Origin of the sequence: Labilithrix luteola (assembly GCF_001263205.1) — a bacterium.
Taxonomy (GTDB): domain Bacteria; phylum Myxococcota_A; class Polyangia; order Polyangiales; family Polyangiaceae; genus Labilithrix; species Labilithrix luteola.
In genome coordinates this window covers 11610128-11627492 of the sequence record NZ_CP012333.1, presented here as the reverse complement: position 1 = coordinate 11627492, position 17365 = coordinate 11610128, and the positions used below count along the sequence as shown (strand labels likewise).

Sequence of the window (17365 nt, the reverse complement as noted above, 5' to 3'; positions counted from 1 at the left end):
GCTGGTCGATCGATCGGAGGTGCTGTGGGAAGGCGAAAGGGGTTCCTTGCGACGATGGTTCGCGAGATGGAGAAGGCGAATCAGCGCGCAGTAGCCGAAGCTCGTAGACAGCAGCGCCAGGTTCAGGCCGCGCACGTTCGGGCCGTAGAGCGTGAGATGGTACGCGCCGAACGGGCCGCTGAGCGCGAACGCATCCGCGCAGAGCGGGATGCAGAGCGCCGTCGGCTCGAGTGGGAACGCACGAACGCGGTTCGGACGAAGCAAGCAGAGAAGCAGGCCGCGAAGGAGGCTCAGCTGCGCGCCTGGAAGCTCGAGTTCGAAGCGCACCAAGAGCGGGAGACCGACATCGACCGGATCGGCAACGACGCACCCGAGGTCGAAGATCGGGATCAGATGTACGCAGTGCTAGGTGTCCGCCGCGCGTTTGAGCCCGAGGCGTTCGCTCCGCCGCTCCCGCATCGTAGCGATGCGGAGGCACATGCAATTCATGCCGAAGCCGCCGCGTGTCTGCACGCGACGATGACCGCGTTCCATCCTGACGTGCGGAAGATCCGCCTGGTGCAGGCCGTCGGTGGGGCCGTCGCAGCACTCGGTCTGCTGCTCATGTTAGTCTCCGGCGCCGTCGGCCTTCTGGCGATGGTCGGAGGAGTGGGGGGCGCCTCCCAAGCCATTACCGCGCGGAGCTTTGCGATGCCTGGCGGCTTGCTCGGCAACGTCGCGGGCAGATCTCGCGCGGTGGTGGCGCTAGGACTGATCTTGTAGCTCCCGCGGTAGACGGTCACCCTCACCGGCGCGCAGACGTAGTGGATTTATCCGGCTATCACCGTCCGCTCTTTGCCAGGGCGGCGGATGTCGAGGGAGAAGGTCACGTTGAAGTCTCGGACCGCCTGACTACGTGGGCGCAGGCGGCGACAAGTTAACACTCGGGGCCTTGGCGATGGCTATCCTGGGGAGATGCTTGAAGACCGCGAGACTGAAGCTTCGGACGCCAACAGGGCGCGAGTTCCTAGTGGGACAAGAAAGCTTGGCATGTACTTCATTGGTGCAGGCTTCTCGTACGAGATGGGGATGCCCCTCGTTTGGGAGCTGACGAGGGAGCTGACGCGGTGGCTCACTCCGGCTGAACTGCGCGAGATCAACGCCGGATCGAACGCGCCGGTGCCCGAGGATGTTCTTAACGAGTTTGAGCCCGTGCTCTCTGACGCGGGGCGGCATTATGAGCAGATAATCGGTTGGTTGCAGACAAGGTATCTTGACTCATCAATTGTGAGATCGCGCCAGCTTCACTATCGTCGACTATATGGGTTTATTACTCATATGGTGGGGCAGCTCCTGGTCGCGCGTCATACCCGCAATCCGCAGTACTTTCGTGCAGGAGTTTCCTACTATCGTGGACTTGCAAGACTTGTTGGCTCGGATGCGCCAACCTGGTTCTTTTCCTTGAATCATGACATCTGTGTTGAAATCTTGGGCGCAGAGCTCGGGATTCCTGTTTGCGTCGGGTTTCCGGAGGCCTCTGTCGAGTTTCCCCGTCGTGACGCAAGCGGGAAGGTTATCGGTCGTCTGTCGTTTGACTATATGCGCCGAGACTTGCTGCGGAACCTGACATTCCTTTCTCCCAACGAGAGAGGGATCAACTTGGTTAAGCTGCACGGATCCCTCGATGTGTTTGCCCATACCGACGACCTCGACTACGTCCGCGTTCGCCCAACGACAAACGATGCATTTGGGTGGACCGAGGCGCTTCGTCGCGTCGAGCGGGAATTGGCGTATATCGAAGATGGTCGGCCGGTAGGAGTTGTCGGCGAGATCGCATTCGAGGACGATGATGGACAGATGCAGTTTCTACGTCGTACGGTCCTTGCTGGTCAGTACAAGTTCGACAGGCGGCTTTCGTCAAATGCTCCACCTGAGCTACTCGATTTGTTTCGGCGAAAACTCGATGATGTGACCACGCTCACCATAATTGGATGCAGTATGGGGGATGCTCACATAAACAATATTATTGAATCGTGGCTTTCTGCCAGCCGTCAACGCACGCTCACGCTCGTCGATCCATGCCCGAACCTCCCACCCTGCCTTGCTCCCTACGCAGCTCGGGTGGAGCTTCGCGCTCAGCGAGCGACGCAATACTTGGATGAAGTGTCCGGGAACCGACTCTCGCTTCCCGAGAAGGCCCTACGATGGGTGCGCAGCACCGGGCGGCGCCGGCTGGGGCCGTAACGCCGTAACGAGCGGCCCATGACCCCATATATTCGATGTCCCATCCATCGTCGTGCCATCCAGCACAGCGCGGAACACAGCAGGATACGCCTCCGGCAGACGCCCTAGACCTCTCACCGCACTGAGTGCCGACCGCGAGCATGGCCGTTTCCGTGCAAGAGCGCTTGGCATCAGTCGTTCGCTGTTCGCACGACCATCACGTGCTCGCGACGCTGCCTAGTCCCCAGTGATTCCGAGACGCCGTTCAAGGCGCGTAAGGTCGCGCCAGAAGGCGCTTGCGGATTCTTCGGGAGTAGGGCGGGGCGACAGTGCTCGGGCCTTCCGAAGCGCTTCGCGCGCAATAGCCTCGCGGGGGTCCTTGGTGATGATGTAGATGTGCGCTACCTGGAGCCAGACCAGGTGGGCTCCTTTGCCAAGCTCCAATGCACGTTGAAGAGAGCTCCACGCCGGATCAACTTCTTTCAGGCGGCCGAGGATCGTCCCGTGGGTGAACCAGACGTCGGGGCTCTCCGGAGCCAGTGCTGTTGCTTTTTCCGCTTTGCCTAGCGCGCGCGCTGGGTCGGTCCTGTTTTGTAGGAGGAAGAGGGCATACTGGTCGAACAAGAGGCCGTTGTTGGGATCTTCTCCAATCGCTGACTCGAAGAGTTTTTCACACTCGTCGTACTGCCCTCGCTCACGTGCAGCGAATGCCATCTTCGAAAACGGTGTCCGAAAAGCTTTGCCGTATCGGTGAGCGACTTCCTTGTCGTGGACCTGTATATATTCCGCGTATCGCCGATGGACGCGGCTGACCGACTCCGAGAGCTGGACCTCAGCGCCCGCGACGACGAGTGGTCGGTCGCGGCAGAAGTCCAGAAATCCTTTGCGGAAGGTGACATATAGTTTGCCCTGGATCCGCTGAATGCGAGCAATGCCGTGGCTTTCTTCGAGAGCCTGTTCTGCGGTGTGAAGGCCGACGTCTGCCTCGGTGGCGCACAGCCTTACGAGCGTTTCGTCGAGGTTGTCACCGACTCTCACCATGAGGAGAAGCATGTGCTTGATTCGATCGGAGAAGCGGGCCCAGGCGTCGGCGAAGAGGAACTCGCCGAGATCCGTTGTTCGCATTTGCCGGACGCGGTCAAACGCTACTTCCGGCGACAGCCCTTTCTCCGCAAGTGTCTGAACAAACACTTCAAGCAAGAGCGGCCAGCCCTCGAGACCTTCGGCGTAGGCTCGAAGCTTCGACGAGCCGGCCGCCGTCAATTTGTCGCAACCAAGCTCGGTGGCGCGACGGCGCAATAGCTGTTCCGCTGTCGACGGATCGAGCGCCGGCAATTCGATCGGCGCGGCCTCCATCTTTTCGCGACGTCGTGAGGTGATGATGATTCGGCCAACGCGACGCGAGAGGGCTTTGATGTGCTCGGCCAGGAGCGTAATCTCTTCCTCCTGTGTCGCAAGAGTCTCTGTATTGTCGAGAATGAGCAGGTGTTCTGACGCCGGGACCTTCCAATCTTCCTTGAGATATCCCCCAAGCTTCTGGGCAAGCTTGGGAAGATCGAGCTTGTACCACTCGTCCTCGATCGCGTGCGAGCCGCGAAGATGGCGGACGATTTCCGTGACGGCGTCCGTCAGGCCGGCCTGCGAAAATCGCAGGCGTTCTAGGCCGTTCAGTCCCCACCGTGTTTCCTTTGCGCTGTAATAGCTAATCATTGCAGGCTTCCACATCGGATCACCGAAGCCACCGGCGAGGAGCTGCTGGATGAACTCGATTACGAGGGTTGTCTTTCCTATGCCGCCGTCACCGTAAACGATACAGGCTTTGGAGTCTGTGTCGTTGAACCAGTCCCATAGCTGTCCGATTTCGTGACTTCTGCCCATGAACGTCTTGGTGAGCCGTTCCGGAATGCGAGTGAGCGGTAGCCAGCTCGGCGATGTGGTCTCAACGTAGTCGTACTTGACGACCGGTTCGTGCAGCGCGTGCTGTTGGAGTGTGTCATTACTCTCCCAGCTGATATCCACCTTTTCGAGTAGATCCGTCTGCCGCTGAGCGAAGACTCTGCACGCGCCAGCACGGAGCACCTTGCTGCGTCGGAAGCAGACGAGATCGCCTTCGGCAAGCCGTAGGTATGAGAGGCGCGTCACCCGGCCATCAGGAGATTGGATTGCGAGAAGCGCATCGTCGTCGCTGAATGGAAGTACGGGGCCGAGGATGTTTACGATTGCGTCTACAATCGAAAGCAGTGCCTCGGGGTCTTCACCGCCGGCTATGCCATGTCCTTCGACACCGTCGTTCCTTGCCGCAACGAACGCGTTTAGCACTTGATGCAACGGCGCTGGTCTGCCGAAGAACTTCCGTGCAGCCGAGCTTTCGGTCGGCTCCCAGAATTTACCGCGTACGCCGTTCCATCGGGCATTCTCGGCACAAACGAGGCCGGTCGCCAGGAGATCGACCAGACTGCCGTCGCTGGGCGCTCGGAGCTCGACAAATTCGGGCTTTCTTGCCGCGTCCCCCCCGTGCTCGATGACCCACTCGAGGAGTGGAATGGCTGCATGCTGCAACGCGATCCGAGCCAGGCCGAGCGCCGCGCGTAGCTGTGAATCGCGGGGAAGCCTCCGCGCCCGCGCCGTCGCCTCAGAGAGGAGGTCTCCGACCCAGGTTTGCTTCGGTGGAGCCGCTGTCGGCGTGGCCGGCGCGCCTTCCCGGCGTTGCCGGGCTCCCGCTTCCGCCGTTGCGTTGGTAGCAGACGGTCCCACTCCGATTCGATCACCAGATGAGAGGACCGGCGTGTTTCTGCTTGCCGGTGCCTCATTGGTGCGGGGCACGAGAGGGAGCATTTTCGGATGCTTTGCCGCCCTCGGCGGCTGAGTGGTGTTGCGATTGGGGCGGCCGTCGGGCATGGGGTTAGACCTCGTTTCACGGACGACGGGCCGCGGTGTGGTCGTCCGGCGTTCGGAGGAGGGGCCTCTCGTCAGTTCGTTCGGAGGTGTGTCGTGCGAGGCCGGTCCGCGACGCCGGGCATCGAAAGGGCGCACCGCGATCTGAGATCCTGCCTGTAGCGATCCGTCGAGGGTCTGACGCGCGGCGTCCGCTTCAGCCGGACTCGCCATGGTGACGCAACCGATTCGGCGGAGACGCCCAGTGCCTGCTGCTCGCCAAAGCTCCACCGCAAGGACCCGGCTTCCCCCGCGTTCAAACACTTCCCGAAGGCCTTGCTCAGTCACGTCTTCGTGCAGGCCAGCTACGAAGAGCCTGGCGGCATCGTCAGCGGACGCAGGCTGTTTAGGAACAAGGCGCCGTTGGACGACGGTTGCTTCGCCGCGACGGAGGTGTTGGTCGATGACATCGTGCGTCCTGCGCCTCTCCTGCGCCTCCAGTTTTCGCTTCACAAGCTCGACAGCCTCCGGGGTGACGGAGCTCATGTGGTTCTTGACGTCCGTTACCCCGATCGTCTGGAAGAACCCCACTAGGGATTTCGGGTCGATATTGAGCTGTTTCGCGACTTCGTAGACGCGTATCTTCATGACCGACCCCTGGAGAGTTGGGGGACGCTCTTTCCGAACTCAGTCCTGGCATGCTCGAAGTCGTCGACTTCCTCGACGCCCCCCAGTGACAGTGAGTTCTGGTACATGCAGAGCGCGGCGTTAGTGACTTGGTTCTTCAGAACGCGTGACGGCGGCTCACCGAGAGCTTCACGGCCAGGCTCGCGCATCAATAGATGGCCGCGCCGAAGTCCGACATGCATCCACACCTCGGGGGCGTGGTCATGGATCGACGCTTCGTTGCGGACCAGGAGCCGTTCCAAGCAATGGAACGGATCGAGATGCCCGCGTTTGGTGCCCGGCTCCGACTCTTGAACCGGCCACTCGAGAGACGAGCGGTAGCGGGCTCTGCTCGTAAAGACGCTGAGTCCCGGCAAGAGCGTATCGGCATGCCGCGCGGCAGGGGCCGCGAATCCGAGGGGATCACGACTCGTGGGAGCAACGTCCAACCGCACTAGCCACGATGGGAATACGGTGTCGAGTGCTTCTGAGAGCATTGTCTCTCATGCAACGACGTTCGAACCAGAGTCGTCAAGCACGACTCCGCATGAGGTCATCCGCGGTAAGTCCGATGTGCAGGCCGAGAGTTCGCTCCACGTCGACGCGGCGCGCGGACTATTCGGAGCTCCTGTGCCTAGGGTGCGACTTCCTGCGGCAGTTATGGGCGCGACGCGGCCAGGCGTACGGGCATGCACTTAGGGATTTTCCTCGGTCGCTCGTCGCGCAGGGCGTCGAACCGTGAGGGGCCTTCGATGACACGAACGGCGCGAACACGCGTTGATGAGGCCACGGACGCGCAGCTGGGAACTGGGGGAAGGATTTGGCGTGCGAGGTTGCTCCGAGTCGGTGAGTTGAGATGAAGCTTCTTCACCCAGCGTCCGTACCGAAGCGGGGATTGATCCGGCCGTGTCGCCGGCGAAGGTCGAGGAGAAGGAGCAGCAAAGATGGCAAAACCGATGGCGAGCAAAGCGACGAGCAAGCGAAAGAAGGCAAAGTCGCGGTCATTCGACCGGGTTGAAATGGGCGCCGTAATTGTGACCAGCGGCCCCCATCGCGGTCGTATTGGTGATTACGACGATGACGGTGAAACCGACGGCGGCAGGAGCGCCGCCGTCGTGTACTTCGGGACGATGTACACGAGTGCTCCACGCCTGATTCCGTATGGTATGTTACGCGGCGCGAACGAGCGGGACCTCCGGAAGCGCAGAGAGGAACTCGAGAAGCTGCTCTTTCCAGCAGGGGCGCGCGATTCAGCGGTCGAGATCTCCCGGGAGCACGCGCTCATCGAGCTGCTCTTGGTGGAACGAGAGCTTAATGACCGTCTGAGTGACGCGGTATTCGCAAGTATGAAGCGTGACCCGGCGTTGGTAGTCATCTCCCTACTCTTCGCGCGACAAGGAGTTCGTCAGAGGCCTTGCCGTCGACCTCCAGACGAACGGCGCGACGCCGTGGCTGGACGAGTGGCGGATTGAGGTCGGTGAGTCGATTCCTCCCGGCGTTGCGCGTGGTTTGGGCGCATGCGAGTTCGCAGTTGTCGTGCTCACGAGTGCAGCGGTGAAATCTCAGTGGGTCGAACGCGAGTGGCACGACAACTACTGGGATGAAATGAGCACGGGAAAGATAAACGTGCTCCCGTTACTACTCGAAGATTGCGAGATTCCGCGGCTTCTCCGAACGAAGAAGTATGCGGACTTCCGCGCGGACTACTCGCACGGGCTCGACCAGCTGCTTAGGGCTCTCCATCGCGCGCCGCGTCGAGTCTAACGGGGAACCGTCCCACATAGGCGGCGAACTAGGGGGTGTCCCTAGTTCGTCCGTCCGAAAAGTTGGACCAAGTCGATCACTTCCGCGAATGGATTGCGTCGAGCGATCGATCATGATCAAAAATCGGGATGCGGCGACACGCACTCAGCGAAGAGCATGGCGTCGATTGCAGAAGGTGCCGCCTGAGCAGAAGACCGGTCCTGCGGCGACGCTCGGCGATCGGCTCTTCATCGAAGCGGTACTATTTCGGGCAAAAACTGGGATGCGCATGGCGCGCTCTTCCTGAGCGCTTCGGCCCGTGGAAGTCGGTCTACAACCGCTTCAACAACCGGGCGAAGAAAGGCCACTGGGAAGTCATATTCAAGGAACTGCAGTTAGAGGTAGACGAGGTTGGTTCGATTGTCGATGGGTCCATCGTTCGCGCACACCAAGATGCGTCGGGCGGAAAAGGGGGGGCCAATCCAATGCTCTGGGCCGCTCTCGAGGAGGTTTTTCAACTAAGCTCCACGCCGTCGCCGACACCAAAGGTCGACCGATCCACATCGCGCTCACGCCGGGGCAGCGACACGAAATGATGATGGCAGATGAGCTGCTCACCTATTCTCGCGGCGGGGCCCTCATCGCAGACACCGGTTACGATTCGAATCGCTTCCGCCAAGCCGTGCGCGACAAGGGCATGAAGCCGGTCATCGGTTCGAAGCCCGAACGTCCGCGCAAGATTCCGAAGAGCCGAGAGCTCTACGGAAAGCGCTATCTCGTCGAATGCTTCTTTCACAATTTGAAGCGATTCCGCGCCATCGCCACGCGCTTCGAAAAGACAGCGCGTAATTTCCTGGCGCTCACTCAAATCGCCTGCGCGTGGCTTTGGCTGGAGCAGAACTAGGGACACCCCCTAGTTCGTGCTCGGCCTTTGGTTTCCGGGCAGAAGGGGGCAGGAGCACGGCTCGCAACTCGTCGGGCGTTGGGCCGAACGCGAGGCGCATGGTACGAGCAATGCGCGTTCCGCAGAGGCTACTGGAGCGATGCCGGCTCAAGACCGGCCAGTTCCAAGATGCCCTCGAGCAAATCTCCTCAACTGGCTCGAGCCAGCACCTTCTTCGAGAACTCCATCGCATCGGAAGACGTTCGAGCAGCGTTCGACGTAGCGATGTGTCCAGGAGCGAGCGCCTCGAATTCGGGGCGCGTGACAAGGCGACGGAGACGCGTGGCGCTTCGACATAACGACCCGTGCTTGCGGAAATCACCGCATCGTGAACGCTGGGGGCGGTATTCTCAGCATCGACCCGAACTTGGCAAGCGCGGACGATGACACTCACCGGCGATGTCGCCAGCATCCGCCACCGAGCTCGCTTTCCAGAGTCTGGTCGCGAGCAGGGTAGCGGACCGTTCGTCATTGGCACAAGGGATCAGGGTGCGGGAGCGTCCGTGATTGGGTGACCTTCACCAAGCACTTTACGGAGCTTAGAACCGCGACCCCGTAATGAATTCGAACTCTGCAGTCGGTGGGGTCTTCCGTCACAAAACCCATCGGTCCGCAACTTCCACCGCGAGATAACTTATCTACCGAGTGTCCTGTGCGAGTGAACCCGCTGTCACATCGATTCAAGACGATGACGTCCTCCGACCCTCCGCCAAGGCCACCGCCCTGGTCAATTAGATGCGTGAGTGTGCGGGTCTCGACGGGAGGCTTATCACACACAGGCGGGATGCACTCCTCCACTGTTCGGTCATGGACAGCTTCAATCTTGAGTGCCGGTCGCCCCTGCACGAGATAATTAAACCGGTAGGCGATTGGAACTGCAGTAGAGGCCACGGCCGCGGTGAAGAACTGTGTAAAATCAGCCTCCCTCACCGCGCGCAGCGCCGAGTCCTGAGAGCCGCCAAGGGCCAAGACTCGAAGTTTTGAGCGTGATACCAGCTGCTTAGTCTCGTCCTTTAGTTTTGCGTTTGCTTCTCCGGTTGCAATTGCGCCGAATCGTGCGCTTACTGCGATTTCGAAGCTGCGATTGTCTCTAAATTCTGAGCTTGTAAGTGTGTATAGTGCGATGCGTCCGTAGGTTACGGATTGCACGTACGCTGGTGGATTGTTCTTCGAAGCGTCTACGAAGTCGCAGTTGGAGCGCCAATCGGACGGCTGCCGAAAGAAGTCGCTAGGACGGCTAAATATGTCGTCCGAGAAGGAGATTGTATACATTGGTTGATACAGCTTGACGAGTACGGTTCGCTCACGAGCAGACCTCGTCTCAGCGAAATCAGTCGATAGTCGCGCTTGTGCGAGGGGCGAGCTGTAGCTGGCGGAGACACCTGCGGCGAAGACAGCTTCGTCGAAGCTGTTGACCGCCTCAACGTGGACGGCGACTTGGCCAGGCAACCATTTCAGCCCATCCGCCTCGCGCTGTATCGAAGCGATGGCTTCAGCAATGGTCGCTGAATTGGGAACAGCGACCTGTCTAGTTGGTGTTTGCAGTGCTAGATTGACGTTAAGCGTAATCGGCGCTCGTGGAATTGTAATCGGCTGGATTGAGCCAGATCGAACTGAATCGCTTGTGACGACCATTCCTGGCAGGACTGAACTTTGTTGGCCTCCGAGCAATAGAAGCTCTTCGAAGTTCTCGGCGATCTGCTTCCTGCGCCTGGTGCAGGTGAACTGCAGTGTGCCATCCTGCTTTATCTGTGTGACGGGAGCGTCCAGTATCTGACTGTCGGTAGGTGCTCGCGGGGGATGGAAAGTGGATGGTCGATGATTTCTCCGCACGATGATGTTGCCGCATTCGTGCCTTGAGGGCTAGCACGCTGCGTTAGGCCGTTCGGGGGCACGGTGGATTGAGCGGCGACTTGGCTAACCCATGTTAGCGAAATGATTGCACTGCAGATGGCGACTTTTGAGATGCGCTTGATGTGGACGCATTGATGCATCGCTGGTTCCCCTTGCTCGGTGCGGATGAACAGTTGCGAGTGTGTAATGTGTAATAGTCTGGTCGGTTCATGCGTTTGGATAAAACGCGGACATGGTAATGCGATGTTCTGTTCGGGCGCCGTCGGCGCCCAACGCGATGGTGAACTCGACGTTGCCCCCCCATAGCGTGCGACGAGCGCATCGCCTCGAGCGGTAAGGGACCGCCCGACAGATCATGTCGTCATCGATTGCCTCGACAGAACGGAGTGAAGGAAGCGAGGTGCGGTACAACCGAAGCGCGCCGTTGCTGACTCGATTCTTTAGGACGCGTGACGGCAGCTCTCCGAGATCTTTGCGGGCACGCTCGCGCACGAATCGCCGGCCACGCCGGCGTCGCCTACGTGTGCACCGTCTGGGGGACGGCACACTGCAACGCTTCGTTGAGCACGAGGACCCGCTCCAAGAGATGAAGTCGATCGAGATCCCCGCGTTTGCGCCTTGGCTCCGCCCTCGGATTGCCCCCGCGGGAACGAGCCGTGGCGCGCCCAACCGTAAAGACGATGAGTTCCGGCCTGGCGGATCACGACGCGTGGGGGCAACCTCAAGCGCACTAGCCAGGATGGGAATACAACGACGTCTCTGAGAGCATTGTCTCCCATGCAATGAGGTTCGAGCCACCATCGTGAAGCGCGACTCCGTATGAGGTCACCCGCGGTAAGTCCGATGCGCGCGCGCACTATTCGGTGGTCAGGCGTCGCGGCCGGCTCTAGAGACCGCGCAAGCGGCACCGTGCAGTATCTGTGCTGGCACTACGATGAGCAATACGGGCTTCCCCCTAGTCAATCGCGTCCGCCGCGACCTCAAGTGGGAGGCCTTCGCCACGCGCCGCCTCACACGTCAGCCATCGATTACAGCTTGCGAGCGGAAGGGGAGCGGCCTGCGCGGTGGCGTTGGATTTCTTGCCTATCGGCGCGGTATGGTGCGAGTGATGGCTCTCTTCTCGTCATGTTCGCGGGACGGTGGCTTTTCCAGGCAGGACTGCTGCGGGTCGACGGTGCGCCTTTCGGTTGGCGCTGGATCGTCGACGCGGTTCTGCTCGTGCTCGTGATGGACATCGCGATGTACGCCACCCATCGCGTGGCGCATTTTTCGCCGATCTATCGATTCGTCCACGAGATCCATCACCGCTACGACCAGCCGCGGCCGCTCACGACCTTCGTGCTCCACCCGATCGAAGTTTGCGGCGTCGGTGCGCTGTGGATCGCCGTTCTGTGCACGCATGCCTTCTCGCTCGGTGGCATGCTCCTCTACCTCACGACGAACACACTGTTCGGCACGCTCGGACACGTGGGCGTCGAGCCCCTGCCCGAGTGGTGGGCCAGGGTCCCCATTCTGCGTGGCATCGGGACGAGCACGTTCCACCCGCGTCATCATCAGAATCCGACCACGAACTTCGGCTTCTACACCGCGATCTGGGGTCGGCTCTTTACGACCCTCGACCCACACTACGCGTCGAACTTCGCGCGACTCGTCGCATCCGCCGAGAGGCACGCCGCGCAGCGCAGCGTCGAGGCAAACGAGTGAGGGCCACGGCGCCGGATCGACCCAGAGTACGTCCAGGCCGCCCAGGTCACTGAACTCTATCGAGCTCGCGCATGGGCAGCTTCGAGCATTGGCACCCGCAGAATCGCATCACCGCCACGTCACCTCGAAGAGGTGCTTGTTCTCGTCTTCGAAGTAGACGCGGCCGTGGCCTCCGATGGGATCGTCCGTCTTTCCGTTCGTCGTGTCGCGGTGGTCGTTGCCGAACGGGCTCTTCTGCTGGCGAAGGCGCTCGTCGACGGCGGCGAAGCGCTCGCCGTCGACGCGGAAGGCGAGGTGGGTGAAGTCCACTTTCTCCAGCGTCGTGAAGAGGATGAATTCGTCGTTGTCGAGGTCGACGCGGAACATCTCGTCGTCGATGCCCTCAGGCGTTGGCGCCGGGGCGCCGAGGATTGCGGCCAAGAACTCCGCCGCGCGTTTCGCATCCTTCGCGGCAATGCCCATGTGATCGACGTGCATCATGATGTTTCCCTTTCTTCTGAGATGGACTGATGGTCACGTGCTGCCCGAGGATCTCTCGTAGTCCTTTCACTCCGAACAGGTTTGTCACGAACGGTGTTCGTCATAGACCAAAGGAAAGCGCCCTTCGTTTCGGAGGCCGCACCTCAGCGACCTCGTTTCGTTCGCTTGGCAGCGCCTGAGCCGCGCGCGTCATCGCGGGCGCTGGGAGTCGGGCGGGCCGTCATGAGGACGCCATTGAGCATCACATCGATGCACCAACGGATGCGCTCGTCGCCGGTCCCTGCGAGGAGCTCGTCACGCGACGCGTGAATCATTGGAAAGTCTTCCTGGCGGGCTCCTCGAATGGCCGGAACGAGGGGCCCTTCGCGATGTCCGGGGTTCAACCCGTTGCCGTGCTCCGCGCCGATCGCCGTGCAATAAAGGAGCAGGAGATCGGCCGCCCAGGCCGCGCGACCGCGCTCCATCTCGCCTTCCTGGAACAAGCGAAGAAGGCTCTCGTAAATGCGTAGCGTGTTGGGGCCGACCGCGATCGTGTTGAGCGCCAGCTGCCCGAGGCCGGGCGTGTCGGAGAGCACCTTCACGTAAGAGCCGAGGAGCGAGCGCACGTTCTCTCTCCACCCGCCCTTGGTCCCACGGAGGTTGACCGCCCCAGCGCACGATCGAGCACCAAGGCTTGAAGCGCGTTCGAGTCGTCAACGTAGGCGTAGAGCGACGCCGCGCCCGTATCGAGGGCCGCGGCCACCTTCCGGAGGCCCATTCCTTCGACACCATCGCGCTTCAAGAGCTCCAGCGCCGTGCCCACGATGAGCTCGCGACTGAGCGGCGTCTTGACCGGTCCGCCCCGACGACTCTGGACATCGCGCGCCGCGAACGGATCCTTGGCTCCCATGCCGAAAACAGTATTTGTCGCGAACAGTGTTCGTCAAGGCGGGCCCCAACGCTCTGTGCGACGTTTGGGGCCGAGCGGAAGAGCTACGAACGGCTTTCGTGGAGGCGGGCGCGCATATAGGCAACGGGCGCGTCGTTGAGATCGCCGCCGGAGGGAGCGTCGTCCTCCGTGCCATCCCGAGCCGCTGGATTCCGTTCTAGCGAATCGTGAAGCTGCGTCCGACAGTAACCGGCGGGCCCTCCGCGAACGGCTTGATTCGCGAGGCCTTGAATCGCTCCAAGATGCATGGGGCGGCCGCTGTACCAATGAAGGGGTTCAGCTTGCCGTCCAGCGTCGTCTCGTCGAGCCTAGCGTCGACCACCGTTCCATCCGCCCCGAACATCACGCTGACGTGGCCGACGCCGGTGGGAACGCCAGATGTCTTGCACGGTTGCACATCAACAGCCAGCGCGGTTGCCGCGCTCCCGCGATCGAACCCGCGCGCTTCGGATGCCTTGGCCGCTTCGTATGCCTTGGCCCCTGGCTCCATCGGACTCTCGACACGCGCCCGGGTAGGTCCGCAGCAGACGAGACCGACCAGGAGCAGTGACTCGCGGAAGCGCATCACACCTTCCTATCACGACTCCTTTGCGAGCGTTCGACGACGAGCCGTCTCACGAAGGCGTGGAACTCCCCCGTTCCAGCTCAGGATAGAGATCTGTCCGCATGCGTGCGGCGCGACGGGATGTCTTTCGGGGACTCGTCTGACACGCAGCGAAGGATACACGTTGCGCTCGGCACGCGAAGTCACCGAAACGGCCGAAACGACTCGAGACAGGCCCCGATAGTTCTCACAAGGTTGAGCGCGGGCGGGCCGAACGAAGTATCTCTGGGAGTGCCATGAGCGTTGCTCGGACACTTTCTGCGTTCTTCGCCTTCGCCTTCGCGGTCGCCGCGGTCGCTTGTTCTCCCTTCTCGGGCGGGACGTGCGAGGACAACGAGAGTTGCGCCGGCGCTGACGCAGGCACGGCGGGCGCGGAAGGGGACGCAGGGAACTCGATCGTGGTCCCCGTGAATTGCGACTTGGCGAAGTCGATCGGCGACTCGCCCGCGTGCGTCAGCGACGAGGTCGGCATCTTCGTTTCGCCGTCGGGAAGCGACGACGCGAGCGGCAGGAAGGCCACGCCGCTGAAGACCATCGCCGCGGCCGTCGAGCTGGCGGCGTCGCGCAAGCTTCCGCGTGTCTACGTCTGCGAAGGGACGTACGACGTGCCTTTGGAGGTGAAGAGCGCGGTGAGCATCCTTGGCGGCCTGACGTGCAATTGGGAGCCCGTTCCCAAGGCTCGGCCGAGGATCACGCCGCCCGTCGGACCGGCCCTTCGCGTCGTCAAGGTGGCCAGCCCCATCGCCTTCGAAGATCTCGACGTGACCGCGGGGGCCGCTGCGAATGCGCCTGGGGCGTCGGCCATTACGGCCTTCGTGTCCGAGTCGACGGCGGTCGCGTTTCGTCGCGTGAACCTGAAGGCGGGCGCGGCCAGCGCTGGCCCGAAAGGGGAAGCTCGGTCGAACTACTCCGCCGCGGCGACCGAGGGCGGGAGCACGAGCTCGGGAACCCCCGGTGCAGGTCCGACGTGCTCGTGCATCGACGGCACGAGCTCGAGGGGCGGAATGGGCTCCTCCGGGCCTGGGCCGGGCATTGGTAGCGGCTCGTCACAGCCCCAGGTCGGTATTTCGAATGCGGGATCGTACAGCACCGGCAGCTGCACGCCTGGAGGCGTCGGCGCGAACGGCAACGCCGCTCCCGAACGGATTGCGCAGTCCGCGGGCGTGCTCGGTGCGCTCGGCTGGGACTCGAGCTCCATCGCCCCGAACGCGAATAGCGGCAATGGTTCCCCCGGCCAGGGAGGCGGCGGAGGGGGAGGGCACACGGACCGTAATGTCGGAGGCGGCGGCGGTGGTTGTGGCGGCTGCGGCGGCGCAGGCGGCGCGCCAGGCACCAACGGCGGATCGAGCTTTGCGCTCTTGTCGTTCAACTCCGGCGTGACCATCGAGGCAGGCTCTCTCGTCACCAGTGAGGCCGGAGCCGGCGGCGCGGGCGGCGACGGTCAGAACGGTCAGAGCGGCGCTTCGTTTGGCTACGGCGCATGCAACGGTGGCTACGGAGGCAGCGGCGCGGGCGGCAACGGCGGCGGGGGCGGGGCCGGCGGCCACTCGGTGCCGATTGGATTCGTGGGCACCGAGCCGACCGTCACCGGCGCAACTCTGACCCCAGGCTCGGCGGGAGCCGGAGGTGCTGGCGGACTGCGAGGCGCAGGCCCTGGCAATGCTGGTTCGAGCGGCGCGCCCGGCCCCAGCGGGAAATCGCAGGGCACGCTCGGTCTCTAAAGTCGGCGACGGATTCGTGAGCGGTGGTGACAGCGACTCGTCTGACAAGCAGCGAAGGACACACGTTTCGCTCTGGACACGAAGTCACCGAGACGGCCGAAGCGGTTCGCCACAGGGGCAGAATTTTCTCACAAGGTTCAGCGCGGCCGAGCCGAACGAAGTATCTCTGAGAGAGCCATGCGCGTTGCCCGCACGCTTTCTGCCTTCGTCGCTGTCGCGGCCGCCGTCGTCGGCGTCGCTTGCTCTCCCTTCTCGGGCGGGACGTGCGAGGAGAACGAGAGTTGCGCGGCCGGTGACGCGGGGGCGGAGGGGAACTCCGTCGCGCTCCCTCCAAATTGCGACTTGGCGAAGTCGGTCGGGGACTCGCCGGCCTGCGTCGACGACAAGGTCGGCATCTTCGTTTCGCCGTCGGGCGACGACGATGCGAGCGGGAGGAAGGCCACGCCGCTGAAGACCATCGCCATGGCCATCGAGCTGGCGACGTCGCGTAAGCTTCCCCGCGTCTACGTCTGCGAAGGCACGTACGACGTGCCCTTGGAGGTGAAGAGCGCGGTGAGCATCCTTGGCGGGCTGACATGCAATTGGGAGCCCGTTGCGAACGCTCGGCCGAGGATCACGCCGCCCGTGGGGCCTGCCCTCCGCGTCGTCAAGGTGACCGGCCCCATCTCCTTCGAAGATCTCGACGTGACCGCGGGCGCCGATGCGAATGCGCCTGGAGCGTCGGCGATTGCCGCCTTCGTGTCCGAGTCGACGGCGGTCGCGTTTCGTCGCGTGAACCTGAAGGCGGGCGCGGCCATGGCGGGCCCGAACGGCGAAGTTCGGTCGAACTACACAGCCGCGGCGACCGCGGGCGGAAACGCGAGTGGGGCTGGCCGCGGTGCGGGTCCGACGTGCATCTGCGTCGATGGCACGAGCTCGACGGGCGGGCCCGGCTCCTCCGGCGCTGGGCCGGGCATCGGGAACGGCTCATCGTCGCCCCCTGTCGGTGAGCCAAATTCGGGGTCGTACGGCAGCGCCGCGTGCAGCGCTGGGGGCCCCGGCGCGAATGGCAAGGCCGCTCCCGAAGGGACAGCGCAGTCCGCAGGCGTGCTCGGTGCGCTCGGCTGGGACTCGAGCTCCGTCGCTGCGAACGCGAATCGCGGCGATGGCTTGCCCGGCCAGGGCGGCGGCGGAGGGGGATCGCGGACGGACCGCTCTGTCGGGGGCGGCGGTGGTGGTTGTGGCGGCTGTGGTGGCGCGGGCGGCGCATTCGGCACGAACGGAGGATCGAGCTTCGCGCTCTTGTCGTTCAACTCCGGCGTGACCATCGAGGCAGGCTCTCTCGTCACAAGTGCGGGCGGCGCGGGCGGCGCGGGCGGCGACGGCGAGAACGGTCAGAGCGGCGCCTCGTTTGGCTACGGCTCATGCAACGGCGGCCCCGGAGGCAGCGGCGCGGGCGGCAACGGCGGCGCGGGCGGCAACGGCGGCCACTCGGTGCCGATTGGATTCGTGGGCACCGAGCCGACCGTCACCGGCGCAACGCTGACCTCGGCCCCGGCGGGCGCCGGAGGCGCTGGCGGACTGCCAGGCGCAGGCCCCGGCAACGCCGGCTCGTCCGGCGCGGCCGGCCCCAGCGGAAAATCGCAGGGCACGCTCGGTCTCTAGGG

13 protein-coding genes and 2 pseudogenes are annotated in these 17365 nt (G+C 62.8%); 9 read left to right on the top strand and 6 right to left on the bottom strand.

Annotation, left to right across the window (positions count from 1 at the left end):
- The first annotated feature begins 54 nt into the window (after positions 1–54).
- On the top strand, positions 55–762 hold the full coding sequence (locus AKJ09_RS50140) for a hypothetical protein (RefSeq protein WP_146654969.1): 708 nt from the start codon (positions 55–57) through the stop codon (positions 760–762).
- Between the two features lie 192 nt (positions 763–954).
- Complete coding sequence (locus tag AKJ09_RS50135; RefSeq protein WP_146654968.1) at positions 955–2223, top strand: SIR2 family protein; 1269 nt, start codon at positions 955–957, stop codon at positions 2221–2223.
- Positions 2224–2439: 216 nt separating this feature from the next.
- Here the strand turns inward: AKJ09_RS50135 and AKJ09_RS50130 are convergent, their stop codons facing one another.
- On the bottom strand, positions 2440–5724 hold the full coding sequence (locus AKJ09_RS50130; RefSeq protein ID WP_146654967.1) for a translation initiation factor IF-2 N-terminal domain-containing protein: 3285 nt from the start codon (positions 5722–5724) through the stop codon (positions 2440–2442).
- A 962-nt stretch (positions 5725–6686) separates the two neighbouring features.
- Between AKJ09_RS50130 and AKJ09_RS50125 the strand changes: the two genes are divergently transcribed.
- The 4 genes and pseudogenes from AKJ09_RS50125 to AKJ09_RS55415 all read left to right on the top strand — a co-directional run bounded on the left by AKJ09_RS50125 (position 6687) and on the right by AKJ09_RS55415 (position 8389).
- Positions 6687–7214, top strand: coding sequence for a hypothetical protein (locus tag AKJ09_RS50125; protein ID WP_146654966.1), 528 nt, complete (start codon positions 6687–6689; stop codon positions 7212–7214).
- A pseudogene (locus AKJ09_RS56505) lies at positions 7183–7506 on the top strand (toll/interleukin-1 receptor domain-containing protein); the annotation flags it as partial. The gene AKJ09_RS50125 and the pseudogene AKJ09_RS56505, both read left to right, overlap by 32 nt.
- A gap of 128 nt (positions 7507–7634) precedes the next feature.
- Positions 7635–7856: pseudogene (locus AKJ09_RS56500) on the top strand (transposase); the annotation flags it as partial.
- Positions 7805–8389 (top strand): IS5 family transposase, encoded by a 585-nt coding sequence (locus AKJ09_RS55415; protein WP_146654965.1) that lies wholly within the window; start codon positions 7805–7807, stop codon positions 8387–8389. The pseudogene AKJ09_RS56500 and the gene AKJ09_RS55415, both read left to right, overlap by 52 nt.
- A 507-nt stretch (positions 8390–8896) precedes the next feature.
- On the opposite strand, the gene AKJ09_RS56495 is transcribed toward AKJ09_RS55415, so the two are convergent.
- Positions 8897–10261, bottom strand: coding sequence for a thiol-activated cytolysin family protein (locus AKJ09_RS56495; protein ID WP_169928640.1), 1365 nt, complete (start codon positions 10259–10261; stop codon positions 8897–8899).
- 1146 nt (positions 10262–11407) lie between these two features.
- Between AKJ09_RS56495 and AKJ09_RS50100 the strand changes: the two genes are divergently transcribed.
- Positions 11408–11986 (top strand): sterol desaturase family protein, encoded by a 579-nt coding sequence (locus tag AKJ09_RS50100; protein ID WP_169928639.1) that lies wholly within the window; start codon positions 11408–11410, stop codon positions 11984–11986.
- A 108-nt stretch (positions 11987–12094) separates the two neighbouring features.
- On the opposite strand, the gene AKJ09_RS50095 is transcribed toward AKJ09_RS50100, so the two are convergent.
- The 4 genes from AKJ09_RS50095 to AKJ09_RS50080 form a co-directional block, all read right to left on the bottom strand.
- A complete protein-coding gene (locus AKJ09_RS50095; protein WP_146654963.1) occupies positions 12095–12466 on the bottom strand; it encodes a VOC family protein in 372 nt (123 codons plus the stop codon).
- A gap of 143 nt (positions 12467–12609) precedes the next feature.
- Positions 12610–13071 carry a TetR/AcrR family transcriptional regulator C-terminal domain-containing protein gene (locus tag AKJ09_RS50090; RefSeq protein ID WP_146654962.1) on the bottom strand — a complete coding sequence of 154 codons (462 nt, stop codon included), beginning with the start codon at positions 13069–13071 and terminating at the stop codon, positions 12610–12612.
- Positions 13044–13355: a TetR/AcrR family transcriptional regulator gene (locus AKJ09_RS50085; protein ID WP_146654961.1), complete on the bottom strand. Its 312-nt coding sequence runs from the start codon at positions 13353–13355 to the stop codon at positions 13044–13046. The genes AKJ09_RS50090 and AKJ09_RS50085 overlap by 28 nt, the downstream gene beginning before the upstream one ends.
- 196 nt (positions 13356–13551) lie before the next feature.
- Positions 13552–13959: a hypothetical protein gene (locus tag AKJ09_RS50080; protein ID WP_146654960.1), complete on the bottom strand. Its 408-nt coding sequence runs from the start codon at positions 13957–13959 to the stop codon at positions 13552–13554.
- Positions 13960–14234: 275 nt separating this feature from the next.
- On the opposite strand from AKJ09_RS50080, the gene AKJ09_RS55890 reads away from it, so the two are divergent.
- Positions 14235–15719, top strand: coding sequence for a hypothetical protein (locus tag AKJ09_RS55890; RefSeq protein ID WP_146654959.1), 1485 nt, complete (start codon positions 14235–14237; stop codon positions 15717–15719).
- Positions 15720–15896: 177 nt separating this feature from the next.
- A complete protein-coding gene (locus AKJ09_RS53960) occupies positions 15897–17363 on the top strand; it encodes a hypothetical protein (protein ID WP_169928638.1) in 1467 nt (488 codons plus the stop codon).
- Positions 17364–17365 lie beyond the last annotated feature (2 nt).

Coding starts and splice junctions, on each gene's coding strand:
- AKJ09_RS50140 (WP_146654969.1), top strand. CDS start 55: ATGGTTCGCGAGATGGAGAAGGCGAATCAGCGCGCAGTAGCCGAAGCT.
- AKJ09_RS50135 (WP_146654968.1), top strand. CDS start 955: ATGCTTGAAGACCGCGAGACTGAAGCTTCGGACGCCAACAGGGCGCGA.
- AKJ09_RS50130 (WP_146654967.1), bottom strand. CDS start 5,724: ATGAAGATACGCGTCTACGAAGTCGCGAAACAGCTCAATATCGACCCG.
- AKJ09_RS50125 (WP_146654966.1), top strand. CDS start 6,687: ATGGCAAAACCGATGGCGAGCAAAGCGACGAGCAAGCGAAAGAAGGCA.
- AKJ09_RS50100 (WP_169928639.1), top strand. CDS start 11,408: ATGTTCGCGGGACGGTGGCTTTTCCAGGCAGGACTGCTGCGGGTCGAC.
- AKJ09_RS50095 (WP_146654963.1), bottom strand. CDS start 12,466: ATGATGCACGTCGATCACATGGGCATTGCCGCGAAGGATGCGAAACGC.
- AKJ09_RS50085 (WP_146654961.1), bottom strand. CDS start 13,355: ATGGGAGCCAAGGATCCGTTCGCGGCGCGCGATGTCCAGAGTCGTCGG.
- AKJ09_RS50080 (WP_146654960.1), bottom strand. CDS start 13,959: ATGCGCTTCCGCGAGTCACTGCTCCTGGTCGGTCTCGTCTGCTGCGGA.
- AKJ09_RS55890 (WP_146654959.1), top strand. CDS start 14,235: ATGAGCGTTGCTCGGACACTTTCTGCGTTCTTCGCCTTCGCCTTCGCG.
- AKJ09_RS53960 (WP_169928638.1), top strand. CDS start 15,897: ATGCGCGTTGCCCGCACGCTTTCTGCCTTCGTCGCTGTCGCGGCCGCC.